The organism is Pseudomonas sp. FGI182 (genome assembly GCF_000511325.1).
Lineage (GTDB): Bacteria > Pseudomonadota > Gammaproteobacteria > Pseudomonadales > Pseudomonadaceae > Aquipseudomonas > Aquipseudomonas putida_Z.
The window spans coordinates 2,855,474-2,870,042 of sequence record NZ_CP007012.1 but is presented as its reverse complement, the minus strand read 5'-3'; the positions used below and the strand labels follow the sequence as shown (position 1 = coordinate 2,870,042).

At 64.1% G+C, this 14,569-nt stretch carries 14 protein-coding genes; 8 read left to right on the top strand and 6 right to left on the bottom strand.

The features are described 5' to 3' along the window. Nucleotides 1-25: 25 nt before the first annotated feature. On the bottom strand, nucleotides 26-283 hold the full coding sequence (locus tag C163_RS12640) for a DUF6555 family protein (protein WP_025339101.1): 258 nt from the start codon (nucleotides 281-283) through the stop codon (nucleotides 26-28). Nucleotides 284-452: 169 nt separating this feature from the next. Then, nucleotides 453-662, bottom strand: a complete 210-nt coding sequence (locus C163_RS12635; RefSeq protein ID WP_003259459.1) for a general stress protein — start codon at nucleotides 660-662, stop codon at nucleotides 453-455. Nucleotides 663-937: 275 nt separating this feature from the next. Between C163_RS12635 and C163_RS12630 the strand changes: the two genes are divergently transcribed. Further along, nucleotides 938-4,720: a CheR family methyltransferase gene (locus C163_RS12630; RefSeq protein ID WP_025339100.1), complete on the top strand. Its 3,783-nt coding sequence runs from the start codon at nucleotides 938-940 to the stop codon at nucleotides 4,718-4,720. Between the two features lie 81 nt (nucleotides 4,721-4,801). Beyond that, the gene (locus tag C163_RS12625) at nucleotides 4,802-5,200 is read left to right on the top strand and encodes an NUDIX hydrolase (RefSeq protein ID WP_025339099.1); all 399 of its coding nucleotides are present in this window, start codon (nucleotides 4,802-4,804) and stop codon (nucleotides 5,198-5,200) included. A 166-nt stretch (nucleotides 5,201-5,366) separates the two neighbouring features. Here C163_RS12625 and C163_RS12620 read toward each other — a convergent pair whose 3' ends face one another. Together C163_RS12620 and C163_RS12615 are read right to left on the bottom strand one after the other, a co-directional pair. After that, nucleotides 5,367-5,918, bottom strand: coding sequence for an ATP-dependent Clp protease proteolytic subunit (locus C163_RS12620; protein WP_025339098.1), 552 nt, complete (start codon nucleotides 5,916-5,918; stop codon nucleotides 5,367-5,369). Between the two features lie 22 nt (nucleotides 5,919-5,940). Continuing rightward, nucleotides 5,941-6,315, bottom strand: coding sequence for a low affinity iron permease family protein (locus C163_RS12615; RefSeq protein ID WP_025339097.1), 375 nt, complete (start codon nucleotides 6,313-6,315; stop codon nucleotides 5,941-5,943). A 166-nt stretch (nucleotides 6,316-6,481) separates the two neighbouring features. Here C163_RS12615 and C163_RS12610 point away from each other — a divergent pair, with 166 nt between their 5' ends. The 5 genes from C163_RS12610 to C163_RS12590 are packed head-to-tail and all read left to right on the top strand — an operon-like array spanning nucleotide 6,482 to nucleotide 10,790. After that, nucleotides 6,482-7,399: a DUF72 domain-containing protein gene (locus C163_RS12610; RefSeq protein ID WP_025339096.1), complete on the top strand. Its 918-nt coding sequence runs from the start codon at nucleotides 6,482-6,484 to the stop codon at nucleotides 7,397-7,399. Next, nucleotides 7,396-8,181: an endonuclease/exonuclease/phosphatase family protein gene (locus C163_RS12605; RefSeq protein WP_025339095.1), complete on the top strand. Its 786-nt coding sequence runs from the start codon at nucleotides 7,396-7,398 to the stop codon at nucleotides 8,179-8,181. Before C163_RS12610 ends, C163_RS12605 begins: the two co-directional genes overlap by 4 nt. Beyond that, on the top strand, nucleotides 8,178-9,380 hold the full coding sequence (gene clsB / locus C163_RS12600) for a cardiolipin synthase ClsB (protein WP_025339094.1): 1,203 nt from the start codon (nucleotides 8,178-8,180) through the stop codon (nucleotides 9,378-9,380). Before C163_RS12605 ends, clsB begins: the two co-directional genes overlap by 4 nt. Further along, nucleotides 9,380-10,327, top strand: a complete 948-nt coding sequence (locus C163_RS12595) for a lysylphosphatidylglycerol synthase domain-containing protein (RefSeq protein ID WP_025339093.1) — start codon at nucleotides 9,380-9,382, stop codon at nucleotides 10,325-10,327. Before clsB ends, C163_RS12595 begins: the two co-directional genes overlap by 1 nt. Nucleotides 10,328-10,361: 34 nt before the next feature. Further along, nucleotides 10,362-10,790: a hypothetical protein gene (locus C163_RS12590; RefSeq protein WP_025339092.1), complete on the top strand. Its 429-nt coding sequence runs from the start codon at nucleotides 10,362-10,364 to the stop codon at nucleotides 10,788-10,790. A 419-nt stretch (nucleotides 10,791-11,209) separates the two neighbouring features. On the opposite strand, the gene C163_RS12585 is transcribed toward C163_RS12590, so the two are convergent. Together C163_RS12585 and C163_RS12580 are read right to left on the bottom strand one after the other, a co-directional pair. Then, nucleotides 11,210-11,434: a metallothionein gene (locus C163_RS12585; RefSeq protein ID WP_025339091.1), complete on the bottom strand. Its 225-nt coding sequence runs from the start codon at nucleotides 11,432-11,434 to the stop codon at nucleotides 11,210-11,212. Next, entirely contained in the window at nucleotides 11,431-11,895 is a 465-nt protein-coding gene (locus tag C163_RS12580) for a hypothetical protein (protein WP_025339090.1), read from the bottom strand. Before C163_RS12580 ends, C163_RS12585 begins: the two co-directional genes overlap by 4 nt. 128 nt (nucleotides 11,896-12,023) lie before the next feature. Here C163_RS12580 and ligD point away from each other — a divergent pair, with 128 nt between their 5' ends. Continuing rightward, nucleotides 12,024-14,516 carry a DNA ligase D gene (ligD, locus tag C163_RS12575; RefSeq protein WP_025339089.1) on the top strand — a complete coding sequence of 831 codons (2,493 nt, stop codon included), beginning with the start codon at nucleotides 12,024-12,026 and terminating at the stop codon, nucleotides 14,514-14,516. Nucleotides 14,517-14,569: the final 53 nt, after the last annotated feature.

Below are 14,569 nucleotides of genomic sequence, written 5' to 3'. Positions count from 1 at the left end.
TTGCGCAAGGTCTTGCAATCGGGAATCACATTGTCGCCGCAGACTGGTTCGGCTTGCCGCCGGATACCCGCCAGCTCACCGCGGTAATCCCGTAGCGCTCGGCCATCGGCCTGCTGACCTTCCTGATCTTCTCCCGGCCGAACTTGGGAATGATGCCGATGCCCGCATCGCAACTCGCCCAATGCCAGGCTTCGGCATTGTCCAGCGTCTCCAGACGGATGATGAAACTGCGCGGCTGGCCATGCAGTTGGTAATCGATGATGTACAGCTGTGGGCTAGGCATCGCAGGGGCCTCCTCTTCTCCATGGATGACACCCTGATTGATCGGGGCACGGCCAGAAGATTCAAAAAATTGTCGAACAACAGGTACCAGAGGCTATTGCAGCCTCGTTACGCAGGGCTTGGCCGGCACCCGGTACCTGCGGATACCGGGTGTCCAGCAACCCTTCAACTTACTGCTGGCGGCCCCCGCCGTGGCTGTTCTGGCCGCCCTTGCGACCGGCCTCCGATGCCCGTTGGCGGTCGTTGGCGAAGTTGCCGCCAGAAGCCTGCCCGCCTTTGTGCCCCGCACGGGAGGCCCGTTCCCGGTCGTTGGCGAAATTGCCTGGGTTGGTTTCCTTGGTGCCGCCGCGCTGGCTGGTTCGCTCTTGATCCTGCGCCATGTGGTTTCTCCTTGCGATGGATGGGTCGCATGGATGTTTGCCATGCCTTGGTTCCGAGCCGCCGATCACACAGTCTGCTCAATGGTTTTGCCGGCAACTGACCAGTGGCACCAAACATGGGTCGGCAAAAGGTTGGCGTGACGGAAGCAGGCGGGTCGCACTTTCCTGTGCCTGCGGAGGTCCCAACAACATGGCGACGGCCTATAATCCCGCCACACACACGCCCGATGATGCTGCTACGGGCGGAACGTTCCGGTCTGCACAAGGCTCCGTCCATGAAGTCGTCCCCCAAGCAACCTGCCTCGCCCCAGAACCCGGCGCTCAGCCCCAGCCACCTGGATTTCCCGGTGGTGGGCATCGGTGCATCGGCAGGCGGCCTGGAAGCGATCTGTACGCTGTTCCGGCAAATGCCCAGCGACTGCGGCATGGCCTTCGTCGTGGTCCTGCACCTGTCCCCCGACCACCAGAGCGTCGCCGACCGCATCATCCAGGAGACCACGCAAATGCCGGTGCGCCAGGTGACCGAGCCGGTGCCCATCGAGCGCAACCACATCTACGTGATTTCACCGGCCAATCGCCTGTCCACCAACGATGGCTACCTGCGCGTGACCCCGGCCAACCGGCGCCGTGGCGACCACGTGGCCATCGACCTGTTCTTCCGTGACCTGGCTGACGTGCACAAGGACCACGCCTTCTGCGTGGTGTTGTCCGGTACCGGTGCCGACGGCGCCGTGGGCCTTTCGCGGATCAAGGAGCAAGGCGGCGTGACCTTGGCGCAAAACCCGGACGACGCCCAGTACGACAGCATGCCCCGCGCCGCCATCGAGACCGGCATGGTCGACCTGGTGCTGCCGGCGGCAGAAATGCCGCAGAAGCTGCTGGAGCTTTGGCGCAATGCGCGCCAGGTCCGGCTCCCGGAAATCGAGGACGACACCCTGCCACCGGCCTTGGGCACCCGTGCCGGCGATGCCCAGGCCAGCGAGCCGATGCTCGAGGAGATCCTGCTGCAATTGCGCAGCAATACCGGCCACGACTTCCAGCACTACAAGCGCGCCACGGTGCTGCGGCGCATCGAGCGCCGCCTGCATGTGACCGGCCAGGCAGACCTGGCGGCCTACCTGCATTACCTGGAGCAGCACCCCGCGGAATCCCGGGCGTTGCTGGCCGACATGCTGATTGGCGTGACCAATTTCTTCCGCGACCGCGAAGCGTTCGAAGCCCTGGAGCGCCATGTGTTGCCACAGCTGGTCTGCGAACGCGACCCGGCCGAGGGCGCCGACGAGATACGCGTGTGGTCGGCCGGCTGCTCCACCGGCGAAGAGGCGTACAGCCTGGCCATGCTGGTTTGCGAGCAGCTGGCACTGGAGCAGCGCTCGCACAAGGTACAGGTGTTCGCCACCGACCTGGACGAACGCGCCATCGGCATCGCCCGCAGTGGCTCCTACCCCGAAGCGATCGTCACCGACGTGCCGCCCAGCCGGCTGCGCCAGTTCTTCCTCAAGGAAGACCAGCATTACCGGGTGCGCAAAGAAGTTCGCGAGAAGGTGCTGTTCGCCCGGCATAACCTGCTGTCGGACCCACCGTTCTCGCAGATCGACCTGATTGTCTGCCGCAACCTGCTGATCTACCTGGACCGCGAGGTGCAGCGTGACATCCTGCAGATGTTCCACTTCGCCCTGCGCCCGGGTGGCTACCTGTTCCTCGGTTCGTCCGAGTCGGCCGACGTGGCCAGTGAACTGTTCACCCCGGTGGACAAGCGCAATCGCATTTTCCGCGCGCTCGATGCCAGCAATACCGGCCGCCGTTCCGGCCGTCAACTGCCCGGCACTTCGGCCGCCAGCCTGCCCCAGGGCGCACTGGCCAAGGCCAAGCCGGGGCGCAAGCCATCGTTCGCCGACCTGCACTACCGCGCCCTGGCGCGCCGCATGCCGCCCAGCCTGATCGTCGATCTCGACGGCAATATCCTGCACATGAGCGAAGGCGTGGGGCGTTTCCTGCAAGTGGCCGGTGGCGAACCGAGCCGCAGCCTGCTCAACCTGGTGCTGCCGCCCCTGCGCCTGGCCCTGCGCAGCACCTTGTTCCAGGCGCGTCAGGGGACCGAGGCGGTGACCTCGCGCCCTGTCGACCTGGCGGAAACCATGGGCAAACTGCAGGTGGAGATCACCGTGCAGCCGTACAAGGACGACCTCAGCGCCAGCGATTGCCTGCTGGTGGTATTCGAGGAACGCGCGCCCGACCCTTCCCTGCCGTTACCCGGCGTCATCCGCCAGACCGACAGCATGGTGCTGCACAACCTCGAACGCGAACTGCAGCGCACTCGCCTGCAACTGCAGGAAACCATCGAGCAGTCAGAGGTCTCCAGCGAGGAGCTGACGGCCTCCAACGAAGAGATGCAGGCCATCAACGAGGAGTTGCGTTCGGCCAGCGAAGAACTGGAAACCAGCAAGGAAGAGCTGCAGTCGATCAACGAGGAACTGCTCACGGTCAACTACGAGCTGAAGAACAAGGTCGAGGAAACCGACAAGGTCAACGACTACCTCAGCAACCTGATCGCCTGCACCGAGATCGCCACGGTGTTCGTCGACCGCAACCTGCATATCCGCTGGTTCACGCCGCGCGCCACCGACCTGTTCAACATGTTGCCGGTCGATACCGGCCGTTCCCTGCTCGACATCACCCACCGCCTGGATTACCCGGCGCTGGCCGACGATGCCCGCGCCGTGGCTCAGGGCGAGGCCATCATCGAGCGTGAAATCGGCGGCCAGGGCGATCACTGGTACCTGGCGCGCCTGCTGCCCTACCGCTCCAGCGAGCAGAAAATCGACGGCACGGTGCTGACCTTCATCGACATCAGCAGCAGCCATGCCGCCGAAGAGCGCGTGCGCCTGGGCGAAGAGCGCCTGAGCAAGCAACTGGCCGAGTCGCAAAGCACCAGCCACATGAAGGACGAGTTCTTCGCCGTCATGTCCCATGAACTCAAGCACCCGCTCAACCTGATACAGCTCAATGCCGAAATCCTGCGCCGCCTGCCATCGCTACGGAACATCATTGCAGCGAGCAAGGCCGTCGGTACCATCTGCGATGCGGTAACCAGCCAGGCGCGGATCATCGACGACCTGCTGGATGTGGCGCGCATTCGCACCGGCAAGCTTAAGCTCAAGACCGAACCTGTGGATCTGCTCGCCCTCCTGCAGGGCATCCACGATGTGGTGGTGAGCGAGCAACACCCCTGCCCGGTTCGCCTGGAGCTGCCCGCCGACACTCTGCCGGTGATGATCGAAGGTGACGTAACCCGCCTGGAGCAGATCATCTGGAACCTGCTCAACAACGCGCTGAAGTTCAGCCCGGCGGGCAATGAGATACGCCTGGTGCTGAGCCACGACGAGGACCACGCCCGCCTGCAGGTGATCGACCATGGAGTGGGCCTGAGCCACGACAGCCTCGAGCATATCTTCGACCTGTTCAGCCAGGCTACGTCGCAACAGGCCAGCCACAGCCGCGAAGGCCTGGGCATCGGCCTGTCGCTGGTAAGGCAACTGGTCGAGGCACATGGCGGTACCGTCCGCGCCACATCAGCGGGGCTTGGCCTGGGCTGCACCTTCACGGTCACCCTGCCCCTTTGCGAAACGCAGCCCCAGCAGCGTACGCAGGGCTCGGAGCCGCCGAGCGAGGGCCGTCTGAACGGAATTCGCGTATTGCTGGTGGATGACTCCGTAGAGGTGCTGGCGGTAATGCAGGAGCTGCTGGAAATGGAGAGCGCCACTGTCAATGCCTTCAGCAAGCCGCGTGAGGCCCTGGACGCCGCTGCGGGTGAGGAATACGACATCATCCTGTCCGATATCGGCATGCCGGTGATGGACGGCCATGCGTTGATCAAGGCCCTGCGTGGCTACGTGCACCTGCGCCATACCCCGGCCATCGCCCTGACCGGTTATGGCGCCAGCGCCGACCAGTACAAGTCGCGCCAGTCGGGCTTCGACCGGCACCTGAGCAAGCCGGTGGGCTATGACGAGCTGGTGGAGGCCATCGAGGCGCTGAGCGGCTCGGTGCCTTACTGACCGTTGGTCGCTTTAAACGCAACGTTCATTGCTGCCGGGGGCCGAATCTACATGGAATGAGGGATTCGCCCAGGAGCCTGAATGAAGCCAGTCAAGCATCGCGCCACCATCATCTGCCGGCATGGCAAACAAACCCATAAATGGTTGTGGGTGAGAAAGCCCAACGCCGCCTGGACCCTGCCCGGCGGCAAGATAGAGCCCGGCGAGACGCCGGTGCAGGCAGCGGAGCGTGAATTGCTTGAGGAAACCGGGTTGCAGGCAGAATCGCTGACCCTCTTGATGCGTCATGAAACGGCAGAGCGCATGCATTATGTGTTCGAGGCGGAGTTCGCCGACGCCCCGCATCCCAAGGCGCAGCATGAAATTGTCGATTGCCGGTTCGCTCACCCGGACCAGGTGCCCATGCTCAAGGACGAGATCAAGCTGCTGATCCGCTCTTTGCTGGCCTGTGACCGGGCTACGGCGGCGTCAGTGAGGTAGACCTTCTACACCTGTGCCGGCCCTTTCGCGGGCTTGCCCGCTCCCACAGGTTCGGTGGAATGCCTGTGGGAGCGGGCAAGCCCCCACAGGTGCTCCACCGCTTCTGAAGCATGTGCTGAACCTGTGGGAGCGGGCAAGCCCGCGAAGAGGCCGGCACAGGAATCCGCTAGGCATGCACGCTCCACTGACACGCCTCTGCCTCGATCGGCATTTCGTCAATGGCATGGATCATCCCGTTCGCCAATGCCTCCCGTGGCCCGAGTATCCGCGGGTAGGCCATCAGATACCGCGGCACATCCAGCACCTCGTCCGCCCCTTCAGTCCGCTCGGCGACGATCTGTGCATACAGCCGCAGGTCATAGTCCAGGCTCATCGCATATTCGGCCATGCGGGAGTGGTCGACCGAGCCATGCAAGGTCCAGTGGAACGGATGGAACAGGAACTTGCTGTAACTGCATGCAGTGCGCCGATCCCCGGCCAGAAACAGGATGTTGCCCATGGATTCCACCGTGCCGAGGTTGTGGGTATGCACCTCGACCGGTAACGCCCGCAGGAAGTTGTACAAGGTAAACCCGTAGCTGCACTCGCCGCCCATGGTGGCGATGTTCAGTTGCAGGACTTCGGCCCCCTGCTGCAACGCCCGCGAACAGGTGTTGATCAGGTTGCCGCAGGTGGATGAATTGATAGGCCCGGTGAAGTGGACGATATGTCTGGCCATGCTTGCCTCCAGGGTTGGCAGGTCATTCCTTGGGTTTCTGCGCATCATCACCCTGCCCGGCCATCTGCCGGTACTGCTTGCGCAGGGCATGCAGCTCGGCCGGGTCCATGTCTTCAAGGTCCAGCAGCGCCTTGTGCGCCTGTTGGGTGGTGCGCAACAGCTCATCGATCTTGATGTGCAGTTCGTCGTTGTCGCGGTTCTGGGTGTTCTGGATCAGGAACACCATGAGGAAGGTGATGATGGTGGTCGAGGTGTTGATCACCAGTTGCCAGGTGTCGTTGAAGCCGAACAACGGCCCGGTCACTGCCCAGATCAGGATCAGCAGGCAGGCGATGCCAAAAGTCAGCGGGCGGCCGGCCCAATTGGCCAGCCATTGGGCGAAACGGTCGAATTTCATCCTGGCGCCCTTCCTCGTAGCAGGTATGCGGTGGAAACGTCGCGGGCCGCAAAGTTCCACGCGGCATCAGCCTTTTCCGTTGGTCAACCGTGCTGAACCCTGGCCGCTGTTGACCGGTCGCACTTTCAGAGTGACCGAACAAGGACCCGGCAATGAGGAAGGCAGCGTGAGCGATATCCGCATCGGCATCTCCGGCTGGCGCTACGGCCCGTGGCGCAAGGATTTCTACCCGAAGGGCCTGCCCCAGGACAACGAACTGGCGTTCGCTTCGCGAGCGGTCAACAGCATTGAAATCAACGGCTCGTTCTACAGCCTGCAAACACCCGAACGCTACCAGGGCTGGCATGACGAAACGCCGCCTGGGTTCGTGTTCGCGGTAAAAGCCCCGCGTTACATCACCCATGTACGGCGGCTCAAGGACATCGAAGAGGCCGTGGCCAATTTCTTCGCCTCCGGGCCGCTGCTGCTCGGCAAGAAGCTGGGCCCGTTCCTGTGGCAGTTTCCGCCGAACATGAAGTTCGACGAGGCCCGCTTCGCCCGTTTTCTCGAACTGCTGCCGCACAGCCGCAAGGATGCCCGCGAATGCGCACAGGGGTGTGCACCGCGCCTGAAGGACAACGGCAGCACCGATATCAAGGGCAACGCACGGCTGCGCCACGCGGTGGAAATCCGCAACGAAAGCTTTTTGTGCGAAGCCTTCATCAAGCTGCTGCGCAAGCACCGTGTTGCGCTGGTAGTGGCCGACAGTGCCGGAAAATGGCCCTATGTCGAGGACCTTACCGCCGACTTCGTGTACATGCGCCTGCATGGCGATGTCGAACTGTACAGCAGTGGTTACACCGCCCAGGCGCTGCGGCGCTGGAAGCAGCGCATCCAGCACTGGAGCCAGGGCCGCCAGGCCGACGATGCCCAGCTGGTGGTGCCAGGGCCGCCACCGCGGCGCGCCACCCGTGACGTCTACTGCTATTTCGACAACGACCAGAAAGTCCATGCGCCTTATGACGCCCGGCGCCTGTTGCAGAAGCTGTCGCTGGACCATGAGCTGATGACCGAGCCTGGCGTGGTGCCGGAGGTGACCCTGTGAACAGGACCCTGCCTGCCCCGCACTGCATCATCGACAAGATCACCGCCGTGCGTCGGCTGAATGTACTGACGTTGAACGTGCACAAGGGCTTCACCTTCTTCAACCGGCGCTTCATCCTGCCCGAGTTGCGCGAAGCCGTGCGCGCCACCGGCGCCGACCTGGTGTTCCTGCAGGAAGTGCACGGCAGCCACCAGCAGCATGCCCTGCGCCACCCGGCCTGGCCGGATACGCCACAGTACGAGTTCCTGGCCGACAGCATGTGGCCGCAGTTCGCCTACGGCCGCAATGCCGTATACCCCCATGGCGACCACGGCAACGCGCTGCTGTCGAAATTCCCCATCAGCCGCTTCGACAACCTGGACGTCTCGGTGCAGGGCAACGAGCAGCGCGGCCTGTTGCATTGCCAGCTGGAAGTGCCTGGCCATGACCAGGTGCATGCGGTGTGCGTGCACCTGGGCTTGCGCGAGGCCCACCGGCAACGCCAGGTGAAGCTGCTGCTGGACCTGCTAAACAGCCTGCCGCCCAAGGCCCCGGTGATCGTTGCCGGCGATTTCAACGATTGGCGGCTGAAGGCCGACGCGGTGCTGTGCGAACACCTGGTGGAAGCGTTCGGCGAGCATTTCGGCACCCCTGCACGCAGTTTCCCGGCGCGCCTGCCGTTGTTGCGCCTGGACCGCATCTACCTGCGCAACGCCATGCCCGGCACGGCCCAGGTGCTGTCCAAGTACCCGTGGTCGCACCTTTCCGACCACGCCCCTCTGGCTTCGGAGATCAAACTGTGAACCGACCCTGGGTAGACGGCAACAGCGTGCAGTTGCTGATCAATGGCGAGCAATACTACCCCCGCGTGTTCGAGGCCATGAGCCAGGCACGGGAGGAAATCCTGCTGGAGACCTTCATCATCTTCGATGACAAGGTTGGCCAGCAATTGCAGCAGGTGCTGATCGATGCCGCCCGCCGCGGCGTGCGTGTCGAAGTGGCCGTGGATGGGTACGGCACGGCCGACCTGCCCGACTCTTTCATTGCGGCCATGACCGATGCCGGAGTCAGTTTCCACGCCTTCGACCCGCAGCCGCGGCTGGTGGGCATGCGCACCAACCTGTTCCGGCGCCTGCACCGCAAGATCGTGGTGGTCGATGGCGAGCGGGCCTTCATTGGCGGCATTAACTACAGCGCCGACCATTTGGGCGACTTTGGTCCCATGGCCAAGCAGGACTATGCCGTGGAGGTCGTCGGCCCGGTGGTGGCACAGGTTCATGCCGCCAGCAAGCGCCTGATGTCACCGGTGCTGCAGCCGCCCAGCGCGGTAAGGCCATTGACCGAGCCTGCCGGTACCTGCACCGCCGTGCTGGTCGAGCGCGACAACAAGGTGCGCAGCACCGATATCGAAGCCCACTACCTGCAGGCGTTTCGCAGTGCCCGGCAGCGCATCGTGGTGGCCAATGCGTATTTCTTCCCGGGCTACCGGCTGATGCGTGAATTGCGCAATGCGTCCCGGCGCGGCGTGGAGGTCCGGCTGATCCTGCAGGGCCAGCCAGACATGCGCTGGGTACGGGCGCTGTCGCGACTGCTGTACAACTACCTGCTGCGCGACGGTGTGGCCATTCACGAGTATTGCCAACGGCCGCTGCACGGCAAGGTGGCGCTGGTGGATGATGAGTGGGCCACGGTCGGCTCCAGCAACCTGGACCCGCTCAGCCTGTCGTTCAACCTTGAAGCCAACCTGTTCATCCGTGACCGCGCCTTCAACCAGCAGCTCAACCAGCACCTGCAGGCGCTGGCCCGCGAACAATGCAAGCCGGTCACCCTGGAACGCATGGTTCGCGGCTACTGGTGGCGGGCACCGCTGATTTTCGTGTGTTTCCACGTGATCCGCCATTTCCCGCGGATTGCCGGTTGGTTCCCGGCGCACCGTCAGCACCTGCGCTCGGTGCAGCCGGAGGCCGAGGCACAGGTTGACTATCACGAGGGCAAGACCTGATGGCGCGAAAACACTGGCAAATCTGGGGCAAGCGGCTGTTCACCCTGGCATTCCTGATCCTGATCCCTGCGCTGTTGTACCTGCTGGCGCGCAACCTGGACTGGAACGAAGTGCGCCAGTCGTTGCTGGCCTACAAGCCTGGCACCCTGGCCATCGGCCTGGTGCTGGCCGGGTGCAGCTACCTGACGTTCGCCAGCTACGACCTGCTGGCCCGGGCCTACACCGGCCACCACCTGCCGGCCCGCCAAGTGTTGCCGGTTGCCTTCGTGTGCTATGCCTTCAACCTCAATTTCACCACCTGGGTGGGTGGCGTTGCCTTGCGCTACCGGCTCTACAGCCGCCTGGGCCTGGACACGGCGACCATCACGCGCATCCTCACCCTGGGCCTGCTGACCAACTGGATGGGCTACATGCTGCTGGCTGGCACAGTGTTCGCCTTGCGCCTGGTCGAGCTGCCCGCCAACTGGGCGGTCGGCGCCAGCGGTCTGCAACTGATCGGCGTGGTATTGCTGGCGATTGCCGCAGGCTACCTGCTGGCCTGTGGTTTCGCCAAAAAGCGCACCTGGCGCTGGCGTGACCATGAGGTAACGCTGCCGTCGCTGCGCCTGGCGCTGTGCCAGGTGGTACTGGGTGCCAGCAACTGGGCGCTGATGGCACTGCTGATCTTCTGGTTGCTGCCTGGCGAAGCCTTCTACCCGTCGATACTAGGCATCCTGCTGATCAGTTGCGTGGCTGGTGTGGTCGCGCATATCCCGGCCGGGCTGGGTGTGCTGGAAACGGTGTTCCTGGCCCTGCTGCATGGGCAGCTTGCCCAAGGCACACTGGTGGCGGCCCTGCTGGGTTACCGCACGCTGTACTACCTGGTGCCGCTGTTGCTGGCGGTGCTGACCTACCTGATCCTGGAGAAACGCGCCAAGGCCATGCGCCGGCGCGACAAGCCTGCCTAGACCTATCGAGGGCCACTGGCCCGGGAGGTGGCAAATGCGTGGCGCTGTCTTGAAGCCGATGTTGATACTGATGGTGGCGAGCCTGGTCAGCGGCCAGGCCCTGGCCGAAGCCTGCAATGTGCTTACCCGCTCCTCCAGCGAGGCGGTAACGCCGGTGGAGCGGCACAGCTGCTACAGCTACAGCAACCTGCCCGCCGAAGCGATCAACTGGTCATGCAGCAACGAGAGCAAGGACATGCTCAACAGCGAAAAGCACAAGGTCGCGCGTTGTGCGGACGGCAGCGTCGGCAGTTGCATCGCGCCGTTGACCCAGGAGGCATTGGCCAACCCCAAGGCAGCTGGCGGTGACAAGCCGGCGTTGCCCAAGGATGCACGGGTGATCACCTACTACTACGACACCCCCAGCCTGGGCCAGGCCCGCACCGATTGCGAGCGTAGCAACGGCATCTGGCAGACTCACTGATTCTGCATGCTCGCGCGCCGCTTTTTGTGGGAGCGGCCTTGTGTCGCGAAAGGGCTGCAGCGCGGCCCCAGGATTTCAGCTTCGCACGGAGAATTGCCGGGGCCGCTTTGCGGCCCTTTCGCGACGCAAGGCCGCTCCTACAGGATCATCACCGCCCCATAAAACTATGCGGAAGCTATGGGAGGCACGATTGCCAGCGGACCAACGGCACTTGGCAGACTCACTGATTCTGCAGGCTCGCGCGCTGCTTTGTGTAGGAGCGGCCTTGTGTCGCGAAAGGGCCGCAGCGCGGCCCCAGGATTTCAGCTTCGCACGGAAAATTGCCGGGGCCGCTTTGCGGCCCTTTCGCGACGCAAGGCCGCTCCTACAGGATCATCACAGCCCCATAGACCTATGCAGAACCTATGAGACGGCGATGTTCAGGGCGAAATCGGGTCACTCGCCGGGAAGGTCTCGTCCAGCGCATTGTCCACCGCGCTTTCCCCGGTCTTTTCACCACAGTGGCAATCAGGCATCCGGCACGGCTCGCCATTGCGATGCCCGCTGGCACAGGCCTCGCAGCAATACACCTTGCCTTCGAGCTGCAAGGCATTGGCATCCACGGTGCAGGAACAATGCGCACAGGCACAACGTACCTCGTTCATGGCTTGCTCTCCTCGTCATCGATCACATCATCGGCCCAAGGCTCTCCATCCAGCGGCGCGGAGCGGGCCAGTTCGGCTTCGTCCAGGCCTATGCCGCCGCCAATCTCGTTGGCCTCTACCCGCCTCAGGGTCTTGTCTGCCGGGCCGCCGCTGCGACCGGGTTCGTGCGGGTCACGGGCGCCGGTTTCATCCAGCAAGGTGTCCGGGCTCAGGTCGTCGTAAGTGACGTTGTCCTCGTGCAGGCTGTCGCTCAACGCCTCGCCGCCGGTCATGCCGCTTTCGGCCACGCGCCGCGGCGGGAACTCGCGGGCCACGTCCGCGGCCGGTCGCTCGTCACCCACACGCCCCTCGCGTTCATCCAGGCGCTCGTCGAAGTCCAGTTCATGCACGCTGCCCATGCGGTCTTCGGTGTCGTCGATTTCAGTGGGGGTATACGGCTTCGGTTCATCTGCTCGGGCCATGTGCGTTCTCCGTCAGGTGGCTTCATTCGGTCGACTGCACGAGCTGCTGGAAGATTCAGAGTTTTTTTGAACTACCGCCCGGGCCGCTGCCTCCCAGATTAGAGACTGCGAACCGCCCGGAGCCCGCCATGGCCAAGCCCCTGCAGGAATATGCGCGCAAGCGCGACTTCAATGCCACGCCCGAGCCCAGCGGCAAGCGCAGCCGTGGCAAGCGGGCCCACGCGCTGCAGTTCTGCATCCAGAAGCACGATGCCAGCCACCTGCACTACGACTTCCGCCTGGAGCTCGATGGCACGCTGAAAAGCTGGGCCATCCCCAAAGGGCCGTCGCTGGACCCCAAGGTGCGCCGCCTGGCCGTGCACGTGGAGGACCACCCGCTGGACTACGCCGACTTCGAAGGCCATATCCCCGAAGGCCATTACGGCGCGGGCGATGTGATCGTCTGGGACCGGGGCATCTGGGAGCCCGAAGGCGATGCGCGTGAGGCCTATGCCAAGGGCAAACTGCGTTTCCGCCTGCAAGGCGAAAAGCTCACCGGTGTATGGAACCTGTTCCGCACCCACCTGGCCGGCAAGAAGGAGCAGTGGATGCTGGTAAAGTCGCACGACAGCCAGGCGCGCAGCGAAGCCGACTACAGCATCGTCGACGCTCAGCCCGACAGCGTGCTCAGCGACCGCACGCTGGTACCGCGCAAGCCGGCAGCAAAAAAGGCAGCCGCGCCACGTCGCAAAACCGCCAGCAAAGGCCGGAAGGTGCCGTTGCCGGCACAGCTGCAACCACAACTGGCGACCTTGGTCGACTCCCCGCCCAGTGGCGACTGGCGCTACGAGGTCAAGTTCGACGGTTACCGCATCCTTGCCCGCATCGACGGTGATGACGTGCGCCTGTTCACCCGCAATGGCCATGACTGGAGCGGCAAGATGCCCAGGCAGGTTGCCGCCTTGCGTGCGCTGGGCCTCGATTCGGCCTGGCTCGATGGCGAGGTGGTGGTGGCCGGCGAAGACGGCGCGGCGGACTTCCAGGCGCTGCAGAACGCTTTCGACACCGAGCATGACGAGCACATCACCTATTACCTGTTCGATTTGCCCTTCCTGGGTGGCCAGGACCTGCGTCACTTACCGCTGCAGGACCGGCGCAACACCTTGCAGCAGTTGCTGGAACACAACGAATCGGACGTGCTCAAGTACTCCGCCGACTTTGACCAGCCCGTCGAATCCCTGCTCGACAGCGCCTGCCGGCTGCAACTCGAAGGCCTGATCGGCAAGCGCGTCGACAGCCCCTACAGCGGCCGCCGCAGCCCCGACTGGATCAAGCTCAAGTGCAAGCAGCGCCAAGAGTTCGTGATCGCTGGCTACACCGACCCCAAAGGCAGCCGCAGCGGTTTCGGCGCCCTGCTGCTGGCCTTGCACGACAACGACAGCGGCGAGTTGCGCTATGCCGGCAAGGTCGGCACCGGCTTCAGTGCCACCACACTGGCCAGCATCCATGCCCGGCTGAAACCGTTGGAAATCGCCAGGCCGGCCCTGCCCAACCCGCCCACCGGGGCCGAAGCGCGGGGCGTGCACTGGCTGAAACCGCAACTGCTGGCCGAAGTCGCCTACGCCCAGATGACCCGTGACGGCATCGTGCGCCACTCGGTGTTTCACGGCCTGCGTGATGACAAACCGGCTACCGCCATCGACCTGGAGCGCAGCATGCCCGCCAAGACCCTGCCCAAGCGCAAGCAGGCCAAGGCCCCCGAGGCCTTGGGCGAGCTGCGCCTGACCCACCCCGAGCGGGTGGTAGACGCCACCAGCGGCGTTACCAAGCGCGAGGTCGCCGAGTACTACGCCGCCGTCAGCCAGTGGATACTGCCCCAGCTCGAGCACCGCCCGGTGGCGCTGGTGCGCGCGCCAGATGGCCTGGCCGGGGAGCTGTTCTTCCAGAAGAACGCCGGCCAACTGCATCTGCCCAACGTGCTCAGCTACGACAAGGCCGAGGCCGGCCAGGCGGCAATGGTCGTCAACCGCGCCGACACCTTGCTGGGTGCCGTGCAGATGAACATGATCGAGCTGCACACCTGGAACGCCACCGACAAGGACTTCGACAAGCCCGACCGCTTCGTCCTCGACCTCGACCCGGACCCGGCACTGCCGTGGAAGGCCATGCTCGAAGCCACCCAACTGGCCCTGACGCTGCTGGATGAACTGGGCTTGAAGGTGTTTCTAAAGACCAGTGGCGGCAAAGGCATGCACCTGGTCGTGCCCCTGACCCGGCGGGCCAGCTGGGATGAAGTCAAGGCGTTCAGCCACGGCATCGTCGATTACCTGGCCAGGCTGTTCCCCGACAGGCTCAGTGCCGTGTCCGGGCCCAAGAATCGCATCGGGCGCATCTTCATCGACTACCTGCGCAACGGCAAGGGCGCGACCACCGCCTGCGCCTATACCCTGCGCGCCCGCGAAGGCCTGCCGGTATCCGTGCCAATCTGGCGCGAGGAACTGCCGCAACTCAAGGGCGCCAACCAGTGGAACATCGGCAACGTGCTTGAACGCCTGGGCGAGGTGGACGACCCCTGGGCGGAGTATGGCAAGACAAGGCAATCGATCACCGTGGGCATGCGCAAGCAGCTGGGGCTGGCCTGATGACGGCTTGCCTCCAGCGCTACGCCCGCAGTGCCTCACCAAGGAGCCGAGCC